Raw genomic sequence first — 20,504 nt, 5'->3', positions numbered from 1 at the left:
GGCCGTCCCCGCCGCCTACGGTGACCGGTATGGATGTCAAGGTGGCGAGCCTCGCCGAGCGGCCCGACCGGCTGGAGCGGGTCCTCGGGATGGCCGACACCTGGCCGGAGTTCGTGGTGAACGACCCGGTGGGCAACGCCCATTACGGCCGTATCCCCACCGAACTGCCCGAGTACGCGCTGTTCGCCGAGGACGAGCACGGCGAGGTCGTCGCCCACGCCTACAGCGTGCCGTTCGCCCTCGCAGCCGAGGGCCGCGGCACCCTGCCCGCCCGGGGCTGGGACGAGGTGCTGCTGTGGGCCTTCGCCGACCTGCGCCGCGGCACCCGCCCGGACACGGTCAGCGCGATCTCGGTGGTCGTCGCCCCGCACGCCCAGGGCCGGGGACTGTCCGCCGTGCTGCTGAAGGCGATGCGCGACAACGCCCGCGCCCACGGCTTCCGCGAGGTCGTGGCCCCCGTCCGGCCGAGCGCCAAGCACCTGGAACCGCGCACCCCGATGAGCGAGTACGCGTACCGGGTGCGCGCCGACGGCCTGCCGCAGGACCCCTGGCTGCGTGTGCACGCCAGGGCCGGCGCCGTCGTCGACTCGGTCGCGCCCGCCTCCATGACCGTGGCCGCCGCACTGGAGGACTGGCGGCGCTGGACCGGGCTGCCCTTCGACACCGAGGGTGACGTCGAGGTGCCCGGCGCGCTCACCCCGGTCCGCTGCGAACCCGGGCGCGGCTACGCCGTGTACGTCGAGCCCAACGTGTGGATGCGCCACCCGCTCTGACCTCACGCACCCCTCGCTCCGATCCCACGCGCCCCTCGGCCGACCCCGCGCCGTGGGGTGCGCGGTCGCGTCCGGCGCTCGGCACGACAACGGTTCGATACAACCCGGACCGCACGTCGGTGTCGGGCCATATGCTCGAACCGACCATCGCGCGTCCGATGTTGTCCGCGAGCGGACCGCACCGGACGGGCACGTACGCCCTTTTCCGGCAATACAGGCAACACAGGAGCGATCATGCAAGGCCAGGGCCATGCGCAGCCGGTGCAGCGGCCGCCGCACGACGCGGTACTGGTCCTGTTGCGTGTGGTGTTCGTGGCGCTCGGAGTGTTCAGCGCGGGCTTCCTGGCCTGGGCGATGATGCTGCGGCTGGCCGTCGTGACCCGCAGGTCGGTGGATTTCGGCCTGCTGGTGACGGTGATGGCGGCCGACATCCTCAGCGTCGTGCTGCTGGCCAGCGAACCCGGCGAGGAGGTCCACACCCCCGGCGGCTACCTGGGCATCACGCTGCTGTTCGGCGGGCTCCTCGCCACGGTCGTCTACTACCTCGCCGCCGATGTGCGCCACTTCCAGCGCCGGCGCGAGGCCTACGCGGCGCAGGCGTACGGCTACCCGCCCCCCGCCTCCCCGTACACCACGACGACCACGCCCCTCGGCGTGCAGGCCCCGCACACCCCGCCCCCGCACACCGTGCCGCCGGTCTCCCGGCCGCCGCTCGCCCAGCCCCAGCTCGCCCAGCCCCCGATACCCGCGCCGCCCCAGCGTCCGGCGCCCGCGCGGATCGAGCAGGTGCGTGCCGAGCTCGACGAGCTCAGCGACTATCTGCGCAAGCACGACGGCCGGGACGAGGGCGGTAGATGACCGTGGCCGCGGGACGGATCGTCGCCGGCCGGTACGAGCTGTCCGCGCTCATCGGGCAGGGCGGCATGGGCCAGGTCTGGACGGCGTACGACCAGCGGCTGGACCGGCGGGTGGCGGTGAAGCTGCTGCGCCCCGACAAGGTGGCGGGCGCCGACGCCGACGAACTGCGCCGGCGGTTCCTGCGGGAGTGCCGGGTGACCGCACAGGTCGACCACCCCGGCCTGGTCACGGTGCACGACGCGGGCACCGAGGGCGAGGAGCTGTTCCTCGTCATGCAGTACGTGGACGGCACCGACCTCGCCGGCCACCTCGCCGAGCACGCCCCGTACCCCTGGCCCTGGGCGGTCGCGGTCGCCGCCCAGCTGTGCGCCGTGCTGAGCGCCGTGCACGCGGTGCCGATCGTCCACCGCGACCTCAAGCCGCGCAACCTCATGGTGAAGCAGGACGGCACCATCACCGTCCTGGACCTCGGTGTCGCCTCCGTGATGGACACCGACACCACCCGCCTCACCCACACCGGCACCCCCATCGGCTCGCCCGCCTACATGGCGCCCGAGCAGGCGATGGGCGGCGCGGTCGGCCCGTACACGGACCTCTACGCACTCGGGGTGCTGCTGCACGAACTGCTCAGCGGGGAGGTGCCGTTCGCCGGCTCCACCTCGCTCGGGGTGCTGCACCGGCACCTGTACGAGCAGCCGGTGCCCGTGCGCCGGCACCGCGCGGAGGTGCCCGAGCCACTGGAGGCCCTGGTGCTGCGGCTGCTCGCCAAGGACCCCCAGCACCGTCCCGCCTCCGCGCAGGAGGTGTACGAGGACCTCGTCCCGCTGCTGCCCGCGCGCGGCAGCCACACCGGGGCGCCGCTGGATCCCACCCGCCCCTTCCTGCGCCCGCACGCCCCCTGGCCGGACCGCGCGCGGACGCCCGCGCCGCAGCCCGCCGCACCCGTGGCCGCCGTACCCGCCGGGCCCGCCGCACCCGATGTCGCCGCCGCGGTCGACGAGGTGAAACGGCTGCTCGGGGAGGGACGCATCACCCAGGCCGTCGACATCCTGGGCGCGATCCTGCCGGTCGCCGCCGACCAGCACGGCGAGCGCTCCACGGTCGTACGGACTTTGCGCAAGCAGTACGCGGCCACCCTGATGGACGACGGCCAGTACCGGCGCGCGCTGCCCGAACTGCGCCGGCTCGCCGACGAACGCGCCGCCGAGGCCGGCCAGGCCGACACCCAGTCGCTGCGCTTCCGCTACGAGGCCGCCCAGTGCCTGGAACAGCTCGGCGAACCGGCCGCGGCGCTCGCCGAGTACCGCGCGCTATTGCCGTACTACGAGAACCAGTACGTGGCCGGCGACCCTCAGCTCGCCCACGAGGTGCGGCGCCGGATCGGGCATCTGCTGCTCGCCCTCGGCGACCGGCCGGCCGCCCACGACACGCTCGCGCGGCTGCTGTTCGACGTGGAGCGGCTGCACGGGCCCGGCCACCCGACGGCGGGCGAGATCCGGCGGACACTGCTGTGGCTGGGGCAGGTGCGCGGCTAGCCGTACCGCTCCTGATAGGTTGCCGTCCGTTTTCCTCGAACTTCCTTGCATAGTGAACACACAGGGGTGGGGTCCGGCATGTCCAGCCATCGGCAGTCGAAGAAGCGCAGATACGTCACCTGGGGCGTCGCGGGTGCCGCCGTCCTCGCCGGGGCCGGGATCGCCGCGCAGACCTCCATGGCGGCCACCACCTGGCCCGCCCAGAAGACGTACACCGGCCGCGCCTTCGACACCTGCGCCGCGCCCTCCCTCGCCGCGATGAAGGCCTGGCACGGCGGCCTCTACGGCGCCGCCGCCGTCTACATCGGCGGCAAGAACCGCGGCTGCGCCCAGCCCAACCTCACCGCCTCCTGGGTCAAGTCCGTCACCACGGTCGGCTGGAAGCTCATCCCGCTCTACGTCGGCGCCCAGCCGTCCTGCCAGACCGGCTCCAACCCGGAGAAGATGACGACCGCCAACGCCGCCTCCCTCGGCACCGCGGACGCCACCGACGCGGTCGCCAAGGCCGCCGCCCTCGGCATGAAGGCCGGCAGCCCGATCTACCTCGACATGGAGGCGTACGACACGACGAACACGTCGTGCAACAACGCCGTGCTGACCTATGTGCGCGCCTTCGACAAGCAGCTGCGCGCGAAGACGTACCGCGCGGGCTTCTACGGCTTCACCAGCTCCAGCGCCAAGGCGATCGCCAACGCCACGGACAGGACGGACCTGCCGGGCAACCTCTGGTACGCGCTCTGGGACAAGAACAACACCACCACGGCGGACTGGCCGTTCGGCGCGACCCAGTACACCGGGCACAGCCGGGCGCACCAGTACATGGTGAACAGCAAGGAGACCCGCGGCGGTTACACGATCACCGTGGACCGGGACGCCTGGGACGCACCGGTGGCGATCACGGGCTGATCCGCAAACCCTTCCGGGGGGTGGCGCGGCGGTGCCGGAAGCGGCTGTGAATCGTTGGTCGAATGGGTTGGCCAGAGCTTGCCCACTGCCTACCATCGATCACCGCAAGACTTTGTGCACCGTCGCACAATCTCCTCGGGAGGCATCCTTGCACCGCCGCCGTCGCACCGCGCTCGTCCTGTCCGCCGCGATCGCCGCCGCGGCCCCCCTTCTCACCGCCTGCGGAAGCGACGCGCACCCGGGCGCGGCGGCCGTCGTCGGCGGTCAGCGGATCACCGTGGCGCAGCTGGAGAACCGCGTGAGCGAGGTGCGCCGGGCACAGCGCGCGGCGGTGCCGGACGAGACGCAGTACCAGCAGGTGCTCGCCGCCACCAGCAGCCTCACCCGGGACACCCTGTACAGCATGGTCCTCGACCAGGTGCTGCACCGGGCCGCCCAGGACGCCGGCATCGGCGTCAGCCGCAAGGAGGTCGAGGAGATGCGCTCCGGCCTCGAACAGCAGGCCGGCGGCGCCGAGGCGCTGCAGACCGCCTGGCTGCAGAAGTACGGCGTCGCGCCCCAGCGCCTGGACGACAACCTGCGCTTCCAGGTGGAGGCCGACAAGCTCGCCCAGCTGCTCGGCACCGACACCTCGCAGCCCGTCTTCTGGCACGCCCTCGCCAAGGCCTCCAAGGAACTGCGCGTCGACCTCAACCCGCGCTACGGCACCTGGGACGTCCAGAAGAGCAGCCGGGTGGACGCCAGGACGCCGTGGGTACGGGAGGTCACGACCGGCGGGACGCAGACGGCGGCCTAGGAAGAGGTTCAGGCGGTCATACGATCGCTTGATCATCCCCACCCTGTGGATAAACCGCGAGGTCGGCGGCGGCCGTGCGTTACGTTCGGAGCGTGAACACCACCAGGCCCGAACCCGTCACCCCGGAACCCTCTCCCGCCCCCGAGGCCGCCGAGACCGGCCGCGTCGTGCTGCTCACCACCAGCCACCGGGTCGCCCCCGGTCTGCTGTCCTGGCCCGCCTGGCAGGCGCTGCGGGCGGCGGACCGGGTGCTGTGCGCGGACGGCGCGCATCCGCAGCTGCCCTATCTGCGGGAGGCCGGCATAGTCGTGCACGAGGCCGCCCCCACTGCCCAGGAGCTGGTCGACGCCTGCGCCGGCGGCCGCACGGTGGTGGTCGTGGCGACCGGCGAGGGCGAGCCCGCGCTCACCGACGGCCTGGCCCGCCTCGCCGGCTCCGGCCGGGTCCACATGCCCGAGCTGGAGCTGCTCCCCGCCTCCTACGACCTGCCCGGCGCCCGCCTCCTCGACCTCGTCCAGGTCATGGACCGCATCCGCGTGGAGTGCCCCTGGTCGTCGCAGAAGACCCACAAGGGTCTGGCGAAGTACGCCATCGAGGAGGCGTACGAACTCGTCGAGGCGATCGAGGACGGCGACCGCGACGAACTGCGGGAGGAACTGGGCGACGTGCTGCTCCAGGTCGTCTTCCACGCGCGCATCGCGGAGGAGGACCCCGACGCCCCCTTCTCTGTCGACGACGTGGCGGGAGGCATCGTCACCAAGCTCATCCACCGCCACCCGCACGTCTTCGGCGACGAGACCGCCTCCACCCCGGAGGAGGTCAAGGAGCACTGGCTGCGCACCAAGGCCCAGGAGAAGCGCCGTGCCTCGGTCACCGACGGCGTCCCCCTCGGCCAGCCCGGCCTCGCCCTCGCCGCCAAGCTCACCTCCCGCGTCCGCACGGCCGGCCTCGACGTCCCCCTCCCGGCCGGCGAGGGCATCGGCTACGACCTGCTCGCCCTGGCCGCCCGCGCGGAGGCCGACGGCGTGGACCCGGAGGCGGCCCTGCGCGCGGCGGCCCGGGCCTACCGGGACGCGGTGCGGGCGGCGGAGGGCGTGGAAGGCGGGAAGGGAGTGGAGGGCGTGGAGGGCTGACCGCCGGCCACCGGATACCGTCGAGAAGTGACCGACCAGCCCCGCCCCGACGACACCGCCCCCGAGCTCTTCACCTGGGAGTTCGCGACCGACCCCTACCCCGCGTACGCATGGCTGCGTGACCACGCCCCCGTTCACCGGGCCACGCTCCCGAGCGGCGTGGAAGCCTGGCTGGTCACCCGTTACGCCGATGCCAAGCAGGCGCTCGCCGACCCCCGGCTCTCCAAGAACCCGGCGCATCACGACGAGCCGGCGCACGCCAAGGGGAAGACCGGGATCCCCGGCGAGCGCAAGGCCGAGCTCATGACGCATCTGCTGAACATCGACCCGCCGGACCACACCCGGCTGCGCCGGCTGGTCAGCAAGGCGTTCACGCCGCGCCGGGTGGCCGAGTTCGCGCCCAGGGTGCAGGAGCTGACCGACCGGCTCATCGACGGGTTCGCGGAGAAGGGGGAGGCGGACCTCATCCACGAGTTCGCCTTCCCGCTCCCCATCTACGCCATCTGCGACCTGCTGGGCGTCCCTCGCGAGGACCAGGACGACTTCCGGGACTGGGCGGGAATGATGATCCGACACGGGGGAGGGCCGCGGGGCGGGGTCGCGCGGTCGGTGAAGAAGATGCGGGGCTACCTGGCCGAGCTGATCCACCGGAAGCGGGAGGCGCTGCCCGCCGAGGCCGGTCCGGGCGAGGATCTGATCTCCGGGCTCATCCGGGCCTCGGACCACGGCGAGCACCTCACCGAGAACGAGGCCGCCGCCATGGCCTTCATCCTGCTGTTCGCCGGGTTCGAGACGACCGTCAACCTGATCGGGAACGGGACGTACGCCCTGCTCACCCACCCCGAGCAGCGCGCGCGGCTGCAGGACTCCCTCGCCGTCGGCGAACACGGTCTGCTGGAGACCGGCGTCGAGGAACTCCTGCGCTACGACGGACCGGTGGAGCTGGCCACCTGGCGGTTCGCCACCGAGCCGCTCGGCATCGGCGGGCAGCGCATCGCGGCCGGCGACCCGGTGCTGGTCGTCCTGGCCGCGGCGGACCGGGACCCGGAGCGGTTCGCCGAGCCGGACACCCTGGACCTCTCGCGGAGGGACAACCAGCACCTCGGATACGGCCACGGCATCCACTACTGCCTGGGCGCCCCGCTCGCCCGCCTGGAGGGCCAGGCCGCGCTCGCCACCCTCCTCACCCGGCTGCCCGATCTGCGACTCGCGGCGGATCCGGGCGAGTTGCGCTGGCGCGGCGGGCTCATCATGCGCGGACTGCGCACCCTTCCGGTGGAGTTCACCCCCGTCGCCCGGTAAGTCACCGGTAAGCCCCTTACCAGCCAAAGGTGACCAGCACTCAAGTCTGTGATCTTCACGTGATCTGCGCGGCATTAACTTGTGACAAGTGATCGTCTGCCTATACGTTCACCCATCAGTGCGGCGCCCCTGCGGGACCCGCCGCACCGGTCACCGCTGTCGCTCGAAAGGTTTCCGCATGCTCTCCGGGAACGGTCGTCACCGTCGCCCCCGTCAGGCTCCGGCTCTCCTCGTCGCGGCCGGAGTGACCGGCTCCGCCATCGCCCTCCCGCTGCTCGGCGCGGCGAGCGCCAACGCGGCCGACGGCACCACCTGGGACCACGTGGCCAACTGCGAGAGCGGCGGCTCCTGGAGCATGGACACCGGCAACGGCTACTACGGCGGCCTGCAGATGTCGCAGGACGACTGGGACGCGTACGGCGGCACGCAGTACGCCACCACGCCCGACCTGGCGAGCCGTTCGCAGCAGATCGCGGTCGCCGAGAAGATCCTCGCCGACCAGGGCACCAAGCCCTGGCGGACCTGCGCCCTGCTCGCCGGGCTCTCCTCGGACGACGCCTCGGTGAACGTCGACCCGGGCGCCGGCGGCTCGGATGATTCGTCCGGTTCATCCGACTCGTCGGACTCGTCCTCCGGACTGTCGGATTCGTCCTCCTCCTCGGGTTCCGATTCCTCCTCGGACGCCACGGACTCCGGGGAAGCCTCCGTCACTCCCTCCCCGAGCGCGAGCGCGAGCGGCGACTCCAAGACGGACACCCCCAGCGAATCCACCAAGACGGACAAGTCGGAATCATCCAAGTCCGATGCCTCGAAGGCCGACGAGAACCCCGTCGTGCCCCAGGCCGACGACTCGGACAATTCGTGGCAGACCGGCGGGTCTTGGAGTCTGGTCGACACGGGGACCGCGAGCACCGGCGGCAAGCACCGCGGTGGCTCGGCGGACGAAAGTGCGACAAACGGTCAGAAGGTCACCTCCTCCGGGCGTCACGTCTCCCGCGACAGCGGCACCTACACCGTCCGCGACGGCGACACCCTCGCCTCCATCGCCGACTCCCTTGACCTCGACGGCGGATGGCGCGCGCTCTACGCCGCGAACAAGGCGGACATCGGCGCCGACCCGAACGCCATCGCCCCCGGTCAGACCCTGAAACTCAGCAGCTAATCGGGCGAAAAGCAGCGGGAGTTGGCGCCCCGCTTCGACGCTAATGTCCGGTTTGGTGAAAGTGTGGGATGAGTCTCAGAAGCCCTGATCATCTTTGAAATTCACCTGATGCCCTGTTTACGGTCAAGGCCGCTCGTCACCACGAGCCCCGGCCGTCGCAACGCCGAGTCCTGCCAGCGGCCGTCCGGGAACAGTCGTCGCGTCAAGCGCCGTAGGCAGGAGCGGGGGACCCAAGGTAAGTGCCGGGTCCGGCAGTTGAGCCCTCAGGGGCCTCATGGCCGAAAGGCCGCCGGAACCGGCTCGGGGTGAAGCCGCGCACCGACAGGCAGGTGTGCGGCCGGGCAACTCAACCGGCCCGAACCCGACAGCTCACCTCGCAGGCGTCGGTGAGGGGATCGATCCATGCTGTTTTCCGGCAAGGGCAAGCACCGCCGTCCGTCCAAGGCCGTCCGGGCCATCGCCGTCGCCGGGGTCACCGGCGTCGCCGTCGCCGCCCCGCTGATGGCGGCCGGCAGCGCCTCCGCCGCCACCGCCTCCGAGTGGGACACCGTCGCCCAGTGCGAGTCCGGCGGCAACTGGTCCATCAACACCGGCAACGGCTACTACGGCGGCCTGCAGTTCTCCGCCTCGACCTGGGCCGCGTACGGCGGCACCGCCTACGCCGCGCAGGCCAACCAGGCCACCAAGGCGCAGCAGATCACGATCGCCGAGAAGGTCCTCGCCGCGCAGGGCAAGGGTGCCTGGCCGGTCTGCGGCACGGGCCTGTCCAGCGCCACCTACACGGGCAGCAGCGCCGGCTCCTCCAACTCGTCGAGCACCAGCACCCGCTCGACCGACACCCAGGCCGCCTCCCGCTCCGCCGAGCGTCCGGCCGCCAAGAAGACCGTCACCACCCCGACCGGCAAGAAGGTCAAGAAGGGCGACGGCGAGTACAAGGTCGTCAAGGGTGACACCCTCAGCTCGATCGCCGAGAAGCACAAGGTCAAGGGCGGCTGGCAGGAGCTGTTCAAGCTGAACAAGGGCATCGTCGACGATGCCGACTTCATCTACCCCGGCCAGCAGCTGCACCTGAAGTAAGACCTGGCTGAACCACAGCCCCCTCACAGCCGTGGTCCTCATAGTGGGGACCACGTGAGGGTCACCCCCGTCCCCCACGGGCCCCCCGCCTCGGTGCGTTTTCCCCCGTACGCACCGGGGCGGGGTTTCTCTTTGGCCCGTTCTTCTCCCGTTCTTCATCCGGCCCCCCTTTGTTCCGGGGGTGAACAATAGATACCGTCTGTCCTTGTCCACGGGACGGTCGGTCGACGGCCGACGGCCCCGGGGCGGTTAGGCTCTAGTCGCAAGGCTGAGCAAGGGCCGACAAGGCCCGCGTGCGCCCCGCACAACCAGCGTCACATCCCAAGAAGGAGATGCTCGTGCCGTCCATCGACGTCGTCGTAGCCCGGGAAATCCTGGACTCCCGAGGCAACCCCACGGTCGAGGTCGAGGTCGGCCTCGACGACGGCAGCACGGGTCGTGCCGCCGTTCCGTCCGGCGCCTCCACCGGTGCCTTCGAGGCCATCGAGCTCCGTGACGGCGACCCCAACCGCTACCTCGGCAAGGGTGTCGAGAAGGCCGTCCTCGCCGTGATCGAGCAGATCGGCCCGGAGCTCGTCGGCTACGACGCCACCGAGCAGCGCCTGATCGACCAGGCCATGTTCGACCTGGACGCCACCGACAACAAGGGCTCGCTCGGCGCCAACGCCATCCTCGGCGTCTCCCTGGCCGTCGCGCACGCCGCCTCCGAGGCGTCCGACCTCCCGCTGTTCCGCTACCTCGGTGGCCCGAACGCGCACCTGCTGCCCGTCCCGATGATGAACATCCTCAACGGCGGCTCGCACGCGGACTCCAACGTCGACATCCAGGAGTTCATGATCGCCCCGATCGGCGCGGAGTCCTTCTCCGAGGCGCTGCGCTGGGGTGCCGAGGTCTACCACACCCTCAAGAAGGTCCTGAAGTCGAAGGGTCTGGCCACCGGCCTCGGCGACGAGGGCGGCTTCGCCCCGAACCTCGGCTCCAACCGCGAGGCCCTCGACCTCATCCTGGAGGCGATCAAGCAGGCCGGGTACGTCCCCGGTGAGCAGATCGCGCTCGCGCTCGACGTCGCCGCGTCCGAGTTCTACAAGGACGGCAAGTACGAGTTCGAGGGCAAGTCCCGCTCGGCCGCCGAGATGACCGAGTACTACGAGGAGCTCGTGGCGGCCTACCCGCTCGTCTCCATCGAGGACCCGCTGTTCGAGGACGACTGGGCCGGCTGGAAGGTCCTCACCGACAAGCTCGGCGACAAGGTGCAGATCGTCGGCGACGACCTGTTCGTCACCAACCCCGAGCGACTCGCCCGCGGCATCGAGGAGGGCACCGCCAACGCCCTGCTGGTCAAGGTGAACCAGATCGGTTCGCTCACCGAGACCCTGGACGCCGTCGAGCTCGCCCAGCGCAACGGCTTCAAGTGCATGATGTCGCACCGTTCCGGTGAGACCGAGGACGTCACCATCGCCGACCTCGCCGTCGCCACCAACTGCGGCCAGATCAAGACCGGCGCCCCGGCCCGCTCCGAGCGCGTCGCCAAGTACAACCAGCTGCTGCGCATCGAGGAGATCCTCGATGACGCGGCGGTGTACGCCGGCCGCTCCGCGTTCCCGCGCTTCAAGGGCTGACCCTTACGGAGCCAAGCCTTAGCCAGTCGTACGTACGTCCCCGTACCCGGTCCCGTACCGTGTGCGGGGACGTACGCACGTATCAGGTCAGGGAGGCGGGGACATGGCCGTGAAGGACCGGGACCGGTTCTCCACCGCGACCAGGCTCAAGCTGCTCGGCGAGCAGACGGCGGCCCGGGTCTACCGCTCCCAGACCCGGCGCCAGGCCCGCCGCTCCCGGCTCACCGGCCGCGCGGCGCTGCTCGCGATCGTGCTCTGCACGATGATCGTCGCACTCGCCTACCCGATGCGGCAGTACGTCTCCCAGCGCGCCGAGATCGCCGATCTCGAACGCCAGCAGCAGCAGGCCCGGCAGCGGGTCGAGCAACTGCGGGACGTCAAGGCGCGGTGGCAGGACGACGCGTACGCCGAGCAGCAGATCCGGCAGCGGCTGCACTATGTGATGCCGGGTGAGACCGGGTACGTCGTGATCGACCCCGGTACGGCCAAGCAGGCGCACGCCTATCTGGGGGCGGCCGACCGGCCCTGGTACGCGAACGTCTGGGACGGCGTCGACAAGTCCGACGCGTCCGACCAGTGAACCGACAGAAAGCCACGCAGAACCAGTCATGCACACGCCTCCACCCTCCACCCCGCGTACCGAGCCGACCGACGCGGACGTCGAGGCCTTCAAGCAGCAGCTCGGACGGCCGCCGCGCGGACTGCGGGCGATCGCGCACCGGTGCCCGTGCGGGCAGCCGGACGTCGTGGAGACCGCGCCGCGGCTGCCGGACGGGACGCCGTTCCCGACGCTGTACTACCTGACGTGCCCCAAGGCCGCGTCCGCCATCGGGACCCTCGAGGCCAACGGCGTGATGAAGGAGATGACGGCACGGCTGGAGAGCGACCCCGAGCTGGCCGCCGCCTACCGCGCCGCGCACGAGGACTACATCCGGCGCCGGGACGAGATCGAGGAGCTGACGGGCTTTCCGAGCGCCGGCGGCATGCCGGACCGGGTGAAGTGCCTGCACGTGCTCGTCGCCCACTCGCTGGCGGCGGGGCCGGGTGTGAACCCCCTCGGCGACGAGGCGATCGCCATGCTGCCGGAGTGGTGGGCCAAGGGGGCGTGCGTGACGCTCGCCGGTGACAGCGCGCCGGCGCACACCCGGGAGGACGACAAGTGACCCGCGTCGCCGCCATCGACTGCGGTACGAACTCCATCCGTCTCCTCGTCGCCGACGTCGAGCCCGCGACCGGTGAACTCGTCGACCTGGACCGCCGTATGACGATCGTGCGGCTCGGGCAGGGCGTCGACCGGACCGGCCGGCTGGCCCCCGAGGCGCTGGAGCGGACGTTCGCGGCGTGCCGGGAGTACGCGGCGGTGATCAAGGAGCACGGCGCGGAGCGGCTGCGGTTCGTGGCCACCTCCGCCTCCCGGGACGCCGAGAACCGGGACGAGTTCGTGCGCGGGGTGCTCGACATCCTCGGTGTCGAGCCCGAGGTCATCACCGGCGACCAGGAGGCCGAGTTCTCCTTCACCGGCGCCACCCGGGAGCTGAGCGGCCGCGAGGACCTCGCCAAGCCCTTCCTCGTCGTGGACATCGGCGGCGGTTCGACGGAGTTCGTGGTCGGCGAGGAGCACGTGCGGGCGGCGCGGTCCGTGGACGTCGGCTGCGTGCGGATGACCGAGCGGCACCTGGTGCACGAGGGACACGTCAGCGACCCGCCCACCGAGGCTGAGACCGCCGCCATGTGGGCCGACATCGAGCGCGCCCTCGACCTCGCGGAGGAGACCGTACCGCTGCGCGAGGCGCACACCCTGGTCGGTCTCGCCGGGTCCGTCACCACCCTCTCCGCGATCCACCAGGACCTCCCGGCCTACGACTCCGCCGCCATCCACCACTCCCGCATCCCCTACACCCGGGTCCGGGAGATCACCGAGTGGCTGCTCCGCTCGACACACGCCGAACGCACGGCGATCCCCTCCCTGCACCCCGGCCGCGTCGACGTCATCGCCGCCGGCGCCCTCGTCCTCCAGTCGATCATGGAGCGGGTGGGTGCCCAGGAGGTCGTGGTCAGCGAGCACGACATTCTGGACGGCATCGCCTGGTCCGTCGCCTGACTCGTGGTGGGTACTGGACGAGCTTGCGCGCCTCCAGTCCGGCGTACCGGCTTTGCCGGGTCTTCAGCAACAGCTGCCGTTCCTCGCCGGTGCCGAACTCGCCGTCGTGCCAGAAGGCGGAGACCACGGGACCGATGATCTGCGCGCCCGCGGCGAGTCGTCCCTGGACGGCCGACCGGGCCGGTTCGACCGCCTGCTCACGTGTTTCCGTCGCTGTGGACACCCTCGATTGAGCAGGCGCGGTATGCGAATGAGCGGCTTCTGAGCCCATGACACGCCGTGCCACGACACCTCGGCGGAAAAGTTCGTGAAGTTCTTCACAAGGAATTCGGTGCAGGTGAGGGGTCCGCGGGGCGGTGTTGGCCCGTTCGGGGCCTCAACAGGCCCGGGGGCGTGCTCAGGAGAGCGTCACGGGGGTGTTCCGGGGGGTGCTCGTGAGGGTGACATCGGGTGCCTTCACGGTGCCCCCGGAAGCCTGGAGCGGCAGCTCACGCGGCATTGACAACGGGTCGTATCGGAAGTGGGTTCCCGCCGATGACCATGACCTGTGTCACGTGGGCGGCGGAGTGTAGCACGACCCCCGTGGAAGCTTGTGAAGGGGCGCACGAGCGCCCCCCTCGGGGCGGGTGGATACTCGATGCCATGAGCACCACGGAGCGTCCCAGGATCCTCGTAGTAGGCGGTGGGTACGTAGGCCTGTACGCAGCTCGGCGCATTCTCAAGAAGATGCGCTACGGCGAGGCGACCGTCACGGTCGTCGACCCCCGGTCGTACATGACCTACCAGCCCTTCCTCCCCGAAGCCGCCGCCGGCAGCATCTCCCCTCGGCACGTCGTCGTCCCGCTGCGACGCGTGCTGCCGAAGGCGGAGGTCCTCACCGGCCGGGTCACCACCATCGACCAGGACCGCAAGGTCGCCTCGATCGCGCCGCTGGTCGGCGAGGCGTACGAGCTGCCCTTCGACTACCTGGTGATCGCGCTCGGCGCGGTCTCCCGCACCTTCCCGATCCCCGGCCTCGCCGAGCAGGGCATCGGTATGAAGGGCATCGAGGAGTCCATCGGTCTGCGCAACCACGTCCTGGAGCAGCTGGACAAGGCCGACTCCACGACCGACGAGGAGATCCGCCGCAAGGCCCTCACCTTCGTCTTCATCGGTGGTGGCTTCGCGGGCGCGGAGACCATCGGCGAGGTCGAGGACATGGCCCGCGACGCGGCCAAGTACTACAAGAACGTGTCCCGTGAGGACATGCGCTTCGTGCTCGTCGACGCCGCCGACAAGATCCTTCCCGAGGTCGGCCCCAAGCTCGGCCTGTACGGCAAGGAGCACCTGGAGAGCCGCGGCGTGGAGATCTACCTCTCCACCTCGATGGACTCCTGCGTCGACGGTCACGTGGTGCTGAAGAACGGCCTCGAGGTCGACTCCAACACGATCGTCTGGACGGCCGGCGTCAAGCCGAACCCGGCGCTCGCCCGCTACGGTCTGCCGCTGGGTCCGCGCGGTCACGTGGACACCGCTCCCACCCTCCAGGTGCAGGGCACCGACTACATCTGGGCCGCGGGCGACAACGCCCAGGTGCCGGACGTCGCCGCCCGCAAGGCCGGTGTGGAGAACGCCTGGTGCCCGCCGAACGCGCAGCACGCGCTGCGTCAGGCCAAGGTCCTCGGCGACAACGTGGTCTCCGGTATGCGGGGCTTCCCGCAGAAGGAGTACAGCCACGCCAACAAGGGCGCGGTCGCCGGTCTGGGTCTGCACAAGGGCGTCGCGATGATCGTCCTGGGCAAGACGAAGATCAAGGTCAAGGGCCGCCTGGCCTGGTACATGCACCGCGGCTACCACGGTCTGGCCATGCCGACCTGGAACCGCAAGATCCGCATCTTCGCCGACTGGACGCTCGGCATGTTCCTCAAGCGCGAGGTCGTGTCCCTGGGTGCCATGGAGAACCCCCGCGAGGAGTTCTACGAGGCCGCCAAGCCGGCGCCGGTCGCCGCGCCGAAGGCCGAGGAAAAGGCCAAGGCCTCCTGACCAGGTAGCCGAACCGGTCGCTGAACCAACCGAAGGGCCTCCCGCCATCCGTGGTGCGGGAGGCCCTTCGGCGTTCCCGGGATCCCGCACAACTACATGTTGGCTACATCTTTTTTGCCCAGTCGTAACTCCTTTGCGGGACTGCGCTGCCGCCCTCACGGTGTTTACGTGGTAACCGGCATCCGGGATCGACGTCTTGGAGGTGTGCGCCATGGCCGACGCCGCGTCGCGGCTGAGGAGTGTTGCCGAGCAGGTGCTGGGAGTCCCGCTCCCGGTACGGCTGCGGGCCTGGGACGGATCGCAGGCCGGACCGCCGGACGCGCCGACAATCGTCGTGCGCAACCGCCGTGCCCTGCGCCGCATGTTGTTCAAGCCGGGTGAACTGGGCATGGCCCGCGCCTGGGTCTCCGGCGACCTGGACATCGAGGGCGATCTGTACAGCGCCCTGGCCGCGATGTCCGGACTGATCTGGGAGCGCGACGAGGGCGGCCGTACCCTCGCGCAGGCGCTGCGCGACCCCGGCGTGCGGGCCGCCGTCCGAGAGCTGCTGAGACTCGCGGGACCGCCCTTCCCGCCGGCCCCGCCCCGCGAGGAGATGCGCAGACACCGCCATCTGCACACCCGCCACAGCGACAGGCAGGCCATCAGTCACCACTACGACGTCGGGAACGACTTCTACGAGATCGTCCTCGGCCCGTCGATGGTGTACTCGTGCGCCTACTGGGAGGACGACAGCACCCTGGAGACCGCCCAGCGCGACAAGCTCGAACTCGTCTGCGCGAAGCTCGGTCTGAGCCCCGGTCAGCGGCTGCTCGACGTCGGCTGCGGCTGGGGCTCGATGGCGATCCACGCGGCCCGCGAGCACGGGGTGAGCGTCGTCGGGGTGACCCTCTCCCAGGAGCAGGCCGCGTACGCCCGTAAACGGGTCGCGGACGAGGGTCTGACGGACCGGGTGGAGATCAGGGTCCAGGACTACCGGGACGTCAGGGACGGGCCGTACGAGGCGATCTCGTCGATCGGGATGGCCGAGCACGTGGGCGCGGAGCGGTACCTGGAGTACGCGCGGAGTCTGTACGGGCTGCTGAAGCCCGGCGGGCGGCTGCTCAACCACCAGATCGCCCGGCGGCCGCAGCGCGACGAGTCGGCGTACGACGTGGACGACTTCATCGACGCCTACGTCTTCCCGGACGGCGAGCTGGCCCCGATCGGCACCACCGTCACCCAGCTGGAGCGGGCCGGGTTCGAGGTGCGGGACGTGGAGTCGATCCGCGAGCACTACGCCCGCACCCTGCGCCGGTGGGTGCTCAACCTGGAGGGCGAGTGGGCGCGGGCCATGCGGCTGACCAGCCCGGGGCGGGCCCGCGTCTGGCGGCTGTACATGGCCGCCTCCGCCCTCGCGTTCGAGCACAACCACATCGGTGTCAACCAGGTGCTGGCCGTCCGGACCCCTGAGTCGGGCGCCTCCGGGCTGCCGCTGCGGACCCGTACCTGGAACTGAGGACGCACACGAAAGGGGCCCCACGGCGCGCGTGGGGCCCCTTCGCGTACCTGCCGTGCGCCGCTACTCGGACTTGATCGCCGACAGCATGTTCAGCTTCGCCGCCCGCCGGGCCGGCCACAGGGCGGCCAGGACGCCGACCGTGCCGGCCAGCAGGAGGAAGACGGCCATCCGGGTCCAGGGCAGGACCAGTTCGTACGTCGGCATCTTCGCGCCGACCAGCCGGCCGGCCGCCCAGCCGAAGAACACGCCCAGGCCGAGGCCCAGCACCCCGCCGAAGAGCGAGATGACCAGGGACTCCAGGCGCACCATCCGCTTGACCGCCTTGCGGTCCAGGCCGATCGCGCGGAGCATGCCGATCTCCTGGGAGCGCTCGAAGACCGACATGGCCAGGGTGTTGATGACGCCGAGGACCGCGACGATCACCGCCATCGCGAGCAGGCCGTAGACCATGTTCAGGATCAGCGTGAACGCCTGCGCGATGGAGTTCGACAGGTCCTGCTTGTCCTGGACCTTGATCGCCGGGTTGGAGCCGAGGGCCTGCTCCAGCCGGTCCTTGGTCGCGCTCGACGCGCCGTCCGCCGTCTTGACCATGACCTGCATGTCGGCGGGGTCGGTCTCGTGCGGGGTGAGGACGGCGTTGTCGAGCATGATCCCGCGGATCATCTGGTTGCCCTCGTAGACCCCGGCGACCGTCATCCGCTGCGCCTTGCCGTCCTCGTAGTGGACGGTGAAGGTGGAACCGGCCTTCCAGCCGTGCGACGTGGCGGTGTCGTCGTCCACGACGACGTCCGAGCCGCCGACCTTGAAGGAGCCGCTGTCCACCGCGAGGTCGGTCAGCTTGCCGATCGCCGCGCCGTCGACGCCGGTCAGGAACTCGGTCTCGCCGTCGATCCGGGAGGCCGCGTTGCGCAGCGGGCTGGAGGCGGTGACCCCGTCCGTGGCCGCGACCTTCTTCGCGACATCGGGGGAGAGCGGGTTGCCGTTGGCCATCGAGACGACGTAGTCCGCGCGGATCGCGGCGCTCGCCATCTTGTCGATGGACTTCTGCAGGCTGCCCGCCATGACCGTCATGCCGGTGATCAGGGTCAGGCCGATCATCAGCGCCGAGGCGGTGGCGGCGGTACGGCGCGGGTTGCGCACCGAGTTCTGCCGCGCGAGCTTCCCGGAGACGCCGAAGGCGCGCAGCAGCGGGGCGGCGGCCGCGATCAGCGGGCGGGACAGCAGCGGGGTGAGGACGAAGACGCCGACGATGAGGAGTACGGCGCCCAGGCCCATCGGCGCCTGGCCGTCCGAGCCGCTCATCGTCGTGGCCGCCACGATCACCGCCGCGCCCGCCGCCGAGAACAGGGCGCCGATCGTGTTGCGCAGCACCAGCGACTTGGTGGTCGGGGCCGAGTGCAGCGCGCTCATCGCGGCGACCGGCGGGATCTTCGCGGCGCGGCGGCCGGGCAGCCAGGCGGCCAGCATGGTGATGACGACACCGACGGCGAGGGCCGCGGCGACCGTGCCGGGGGTGACGACCAGCGGGCCGTCCGGGACGGTCGCGCCGATCGAGCCCAGCAGCGAGCGCAGCCCGGCGCCGATGCCGATACCGGCGACCAGACCGGTCACGCCGGCCACCGCGCCGACCACGAACGCCTCGATCAGCACCGAGCGGGTGACCTGGCGGCGGGAGGCGCCCACCGCCCGCAGCAGCGCGAGCTCCTTGGTGCGCTGGGCGACCAGCATGGTGAAGGTGTTGGCGATGATGAACGTGCCGACGAACAGGGCGATGCCGGCGAAGACCAGCAGGCCCTGGCGCAGCCCGCTCATGCTGCTGGAGATCTGCTCCGCCTGGTCGTCGGCGAGCTTCTGGCCCGTGGTGGTCTCCACGAGCTTCTTCGGAAGGGCCGCGTCCAGCTGGGACTTGAGGGCGGCCTGGCCGGTGCCCGCCTTCGCGGTCACGTCGATCTCGTCGTACGCGCCCTTCTTGCCGAACAGCTGCTGCGCGGTCGCCGTGTTGAACAGGGCGAGGCTGCCGCCGGCCGCGACATTGCCGTCGTCGGTGGTGAAGATGCCGGCGACGGTGGGCTTGAGGACCGGGCCGTCGACCGAGATGCGTACGGTGTCGCCGACCTGGTAGCCGGCCCGTTCGGCGGTCCTGGAGTCGATCAGGACCTCGTTCTTCCCGCTCGGCGCGTGGCCGCTGACGAGCGGGTAGCGGGCGTCCTCGGTGCCCCAGTAGTTGCCGCCCTCGGACTGCCAGCCGCCGCCGATCAGCTTGCCGTCCTTGTCGGCGATGGCGGTGAAGCCGGAGACGACGCCGGTGGCGGAGGCGGCCCCGGGGACCTTCGCGGCCTTGTCGAGCACGGCCTGGGTGAGGTCGGGCGTCTTGCCGACCTGGTCGCCCTTGGAGTCCTGGTACTTGGCCTGGACGGCCACGTCGACGCCGTCGAAGCCCTTGGCGGAGCTGTTCTGGTAGGCGTCCGAGATGGTGTTGGTGAAGACCAGGGTGCCGGAGACGAACGCGACGCCGAGCATGACGGCGAGCACGGTCATCAGCAGCCGGGCCTTGTGCGCGAGTACGTTGCGCAGGGCGGTGCGGAACATCAGCTGGTCCGGCCCTTCGCGTCGAACTGCTTCATGAAGTCCAGGACCGTCTCGGCGGTCGGCCGGTACATCTCGTCCACGATCCGGCCGTCCGCGAGGAAGACCACGCGGTCCGCGTAGGCGGCGGCGACCGGGTCGTGGGTCACCATGACCACCGTCTGGCCCAGCTCCCGCACCGAGTTGCGCAGGAAGCCGAGGACCTCGGCGCCGGAACGGGAGTCGAGGTTTCCGGTCGGCTCGTCACCGAAGATGATCTCCGGCCGGGAGGCGAGCGCGCGGGCCACGGCGACGCGCTGCTGCTGGCCGCCGGAGAGCTGCGCGGGGCGGTGGCGGAGCCGGTCCTTCAGACCGACCATCTGGATCACGCTGTCCAGCCACGCCTGGTCCGGCTTGCGCCCCGCGATGTCCATGGGCAGCGTGATGTTCTCCAGGGCGGTCAGCGTCGGCAGCAGGTTGAACGCCTGGAAGATGAACCCGATCTTGTCCCGGCGCAGCTTGGTCAGCTGCCGGTCCTTCAGCGAACCCAGCTCGGTGTCACCGATCCGCACCGAACCGGAGGAGAAGGTGTCGAGGCCGGCCACGCAGTGCATCAGCGTGGACTTGCCGGAGCCGGACGGCCCCATGATCGCGGTGAACTCGGCCTGCCGGAACTCGACGGTGACCCGGTCCAGGGCGACCACCTGGGTCTCGCCCTGGCCGTAGATCTTCGAGAGGTCCGTGGCGCGAGCGGCCACGGAGGTGGTCCGCCGGTCGGCGATAGGTGTGGTGGACACGGAGGGCGCTCCTGTCGGGACGGTGGTGTTCATGGCGACCGCACCATCGTCTCGGCCGTCGCGGCCCGTGTAGTCAGCCGCTGTTCCGGTTCCGGGGGGCGACCAAGGAGGGACCGCGGGGGTGCCGCGTCATACCTGGGGATGACGGCGACCCCGAGACCCGGATCCGGAGCGGGTCGCTCCCAGTCGTCGAGAACAGGTGGAGCCCCCTTGTTCGGACGGTGAAATTCCGTCATTTCACGTACGCGCGCACCCACCGCGCGTAACGCTATTGGCAAGTGCGGATGGCTCGTTCCGGGTGCTGATGCTCCCTCAGACGTCAATAAAATAAGACAACATCGGGTCGTCCGTCCGCTG

Annotated in this window: 18 protein-coding genes and 1 riboswitch; of the genes, 15 read left to right on the top strand and 3 right to left on the bottom strand. The window is 70.8% G+C overall.

Going from position 1 to position 20,504, the window contains the following annotated elements; translation table 11 throughout:
* Positions 1-29: 29 nt before the first annotated feature.
* The 13 genes from ACFZDK_RS36915 (at position 30) to ACFZDK_RS36855 (ending at position 13,262) form a co-directional block, all read left to right on the top strand.
* On the top strand, positions 30-773 hold the full coding sequence (locus ACFZDK_RS36915; protein WP_390978915.1) for a GNAT family N-acetyltransferase: 744 nt from the start codon (positions 30-32) through the stop codon (positions 771-773).
* 234 nt (positions 774-1,007) lie between these two features.
* Complete coding sequence (locus ACFZDK_RS36910) at positions 1,008-1,631, top strand: hypothetical protein (protein WP_390978913.1); 624 nt, start codon at positions 1,008-1,010, stop codon at positions 1,629-1,631.
* A complete protein-coding gene (locus ACFZDK_RS36905) occupies positions 1,628-3,166 on the top strand; it encodes a protein kinase (protein ID WP_390978911.1) in 1,539 nt (512 codons plus the stop codon). The genes ACFZDK_RS36910 and ACFZDK_RS36905 overlap by 4 nt, the downstream gene beginning before the upstream one ends.
* Before the next feature lie 78 nt (positions 3,167-3,244).
* The gene (locus ACFZDK_RS36900) at positions 3,245-4,072 is read left to right on the top strand and encodes a glycoside hydrolase domain-containing protein (protein ID WP_390978909.1); all 828 of its coding nucleotides are present in this window, start codon (positions 3,245-3,247) and stop codon (positions 4,070-4,072) included.
* Between the two features lie 148 nt (positions 4,073-4,220).
* Positions 4,221-4,868 carry a SurA N-terminal domain-containing protein gene (locus tag ACFZDK_RS36895; RefSeq protein ID WP_390978907.1) on the top strand — a complete coding sequence of 216 codons (648 nt, stop codon included), beginning with the start codon at positions 4,221-4,223 and terminating at the stop codon, positions 4,866-4,868.
* Positions 4,869-4,960: 92 nt separating this feature from the next.
* Entirely contained in the window at positions 4,961-6,001 is a 1,041-nt protein-coding gene (locus ACFZDK_RS36890) for a nucleoside triphosphate pyrophosphohydrolase (RefSeq protein ID WP_390978905.1), read from the top strand.
* A 27-nt stretch (positions 6,002-6,028) separates the two neighbouring features.
* Positions 6,029-7,303 (top strand): cytochrome P450, encoded by a 1,275-nt coding sequence (locus tag ACFZDK_RS36885; protein WP_390978903.1) that lies wholly within the window; start codon positions 6,029-6,031, stop codon positions 7,301-7,303.
* Between the two features lie 178 nt (positions 7,304-7,481).
* Positions 7,482-8,465: a transglycosylase family protein gene (locus ACFZDK_RS36880; RefSeq protein ID WP_390978901.1), complete on the top strand. Its 984-nt coding sequence runs from the start codon at positions 7,482-7,484 to the stop codon at positions 8,463-8,465.
* 197 nt (positions 8,466-8,662) lie between these two features.
* A riboswitch (cyclic di-AMP (ydaO/yuaA leader) is annotated at positions 8,663-8,863 on the top strand.
* Between the two features lie 4 nt (positions 8,864-8,867).
* Positions 8,868-9,542, top strand: a complete 675-nt coding sequence (locus ACFZDK_RS36875; RefSeq protein ID WP_390978899.1) for a transglycosylase family protein — start codon at positions 8,868-8,870, stop codon at positions 9,540-9,542.
* Between the two features lie 332 nt (positions 9,543-9,874).
* A complete protein-coding gene (gene eno / locus ACFZDK_RS36870; protein ID WP_390978897.1) occupies positions 9,875-11,161 on the top strand; it encodes a phosphopyruvate hydratase in 1,287 nt (428 codons plus the stop codon).
* A gap of 103 nt (positions 11,162-11,264) precedes the next feature.
* Positions 11,265-11,741 (top strand): septum formation initiator family protein, encoded by a 477-nt coding sequence (locus ACFZDK_RS36865; RefSeq protein WP_390978895.1) that lies wholly within the window; start codon positions 11,265-11,267, stop codon positions 11,739-11,741.
* A 28-nt stretch (positions 11,742-11,769) separates the two neighbouring features.
* Positions 11,770-12,324, top strand: coding sequence for a DUF501 domain-containing protein (locus tag ACFZDK_RS36860; protein WP_390978893.1), 555 nt, complete (start codon positions 11,770-11,772; stop codon positions 12,322-12,324).
* Positions 12,321-13,262 (top strand): exopolyphosphatase, encoded by a 942-nt coding sequence (locus ACFZDK_RS36855; protein WP_390978891.1) that lies wholly within the window; start codon positions 12,321-12,323, stop codon positions 13,260-13,262. The genes ACFZDK_RS36860 and ACFZDK_RS36855 overlap by 4 nt, the downstream gene beginning before the upstream one ends.
* On the opposite strand, the gene cutA is transcribed toward ACFZDK_RS36855, so the two are convergent.
* On the bottom strand, positions 13,216-13,533 hold the full coding sequence (gene cutA, locus ACFZDK_RS36850; protein ID WP_390979158.1) for a divalent cation tolerance protein CutA: 318 nt from the start codon (positions 13,531-13,533) through the stop codon (positions 13,216-13,218). The genes ACFZDK_RS36855 and cutA overlap by 47 nt on opposite strands.
* Positions 13,534-13,904: 371 nt before the next feature.
* On the opposite strand from cutA, the gene ACFZDK_RS36845 reads away from it, so the two are divergent.
* Together ACFZDK_RS36845 and ACFZDK_RS36840 are read left to right on the top strand one after the other, a co-directional pair.
* Positions 13,905-15,284, top strand: a complete 1,380-nt coding sequence (locus tag ACFZDK_RS36845; protein WP_359212913.1) for an NAD(P)/FAD-dependent oxidoreductase — start codon at positions 13,905-13,907, stop codon at positions 15,282-15,284.
* 211 nt (positions 15,285-15,495) lie between these two features.
* Positions 15,496-16,782 (top strand): class I SAM-dependent methyltransferase, encoded by a 1,287-nt coding sequence (locus ACFZDK_RS36840; protein ID WP_390978888.1) that lies wholly within the window; start codon positions 15,496-15,498, stop codon positions 16,780-16,782.
* 63 nt (positions 16,783-16,845) lie between these two features.
* On the opposite strand, the gene ACFZDK_RS36835 is transcribed toward ACFZDK_RS36840, so the two are convergent.
* Positions 16,846-19,374: an FtsX-like permease family protein gene (locus ACFZDK_RS36835; RefSeq protein WP_390978886.1), complete on the bottom strand. Its 2,529-nt coding sequence runs from the start codon at positions 19,372-19,374 to the stop codon at positions 16,846-16,848.
* Entirely contained in the window at positions 19,374-20,147 is a 774-nt protein-coding gene (locus ACFZDK_RS36830) for an ABC transporter ATP-binding protein (protein ID WP_355716271.1), read from the bottom strand. The genes ACFZDK_RS36835 and ACFZDK_RS36830 overlap by 1 nt, the downstream gene beginning before the upstream one ends.
* Between the last annotated feature and the right edge of the window lie 357 nt (positions 20,148-20,504).

Origin of the sequence: Streptomyces sp. NPDC007901 (assembly GCF_042959465.1) — a bacterium.
In the GTDB taxonomy this organism is placed as follows: Bacteria; Actinomycetota; Actinomycetes; order Streptomycetales; family Streptomycetaceae; genus Streptomyces.
The sequence above is the reverse complement of the archived record's forward strand: the minus strand, read 5'-3'. Positions and strand labels throughout refer to the sequence as shown.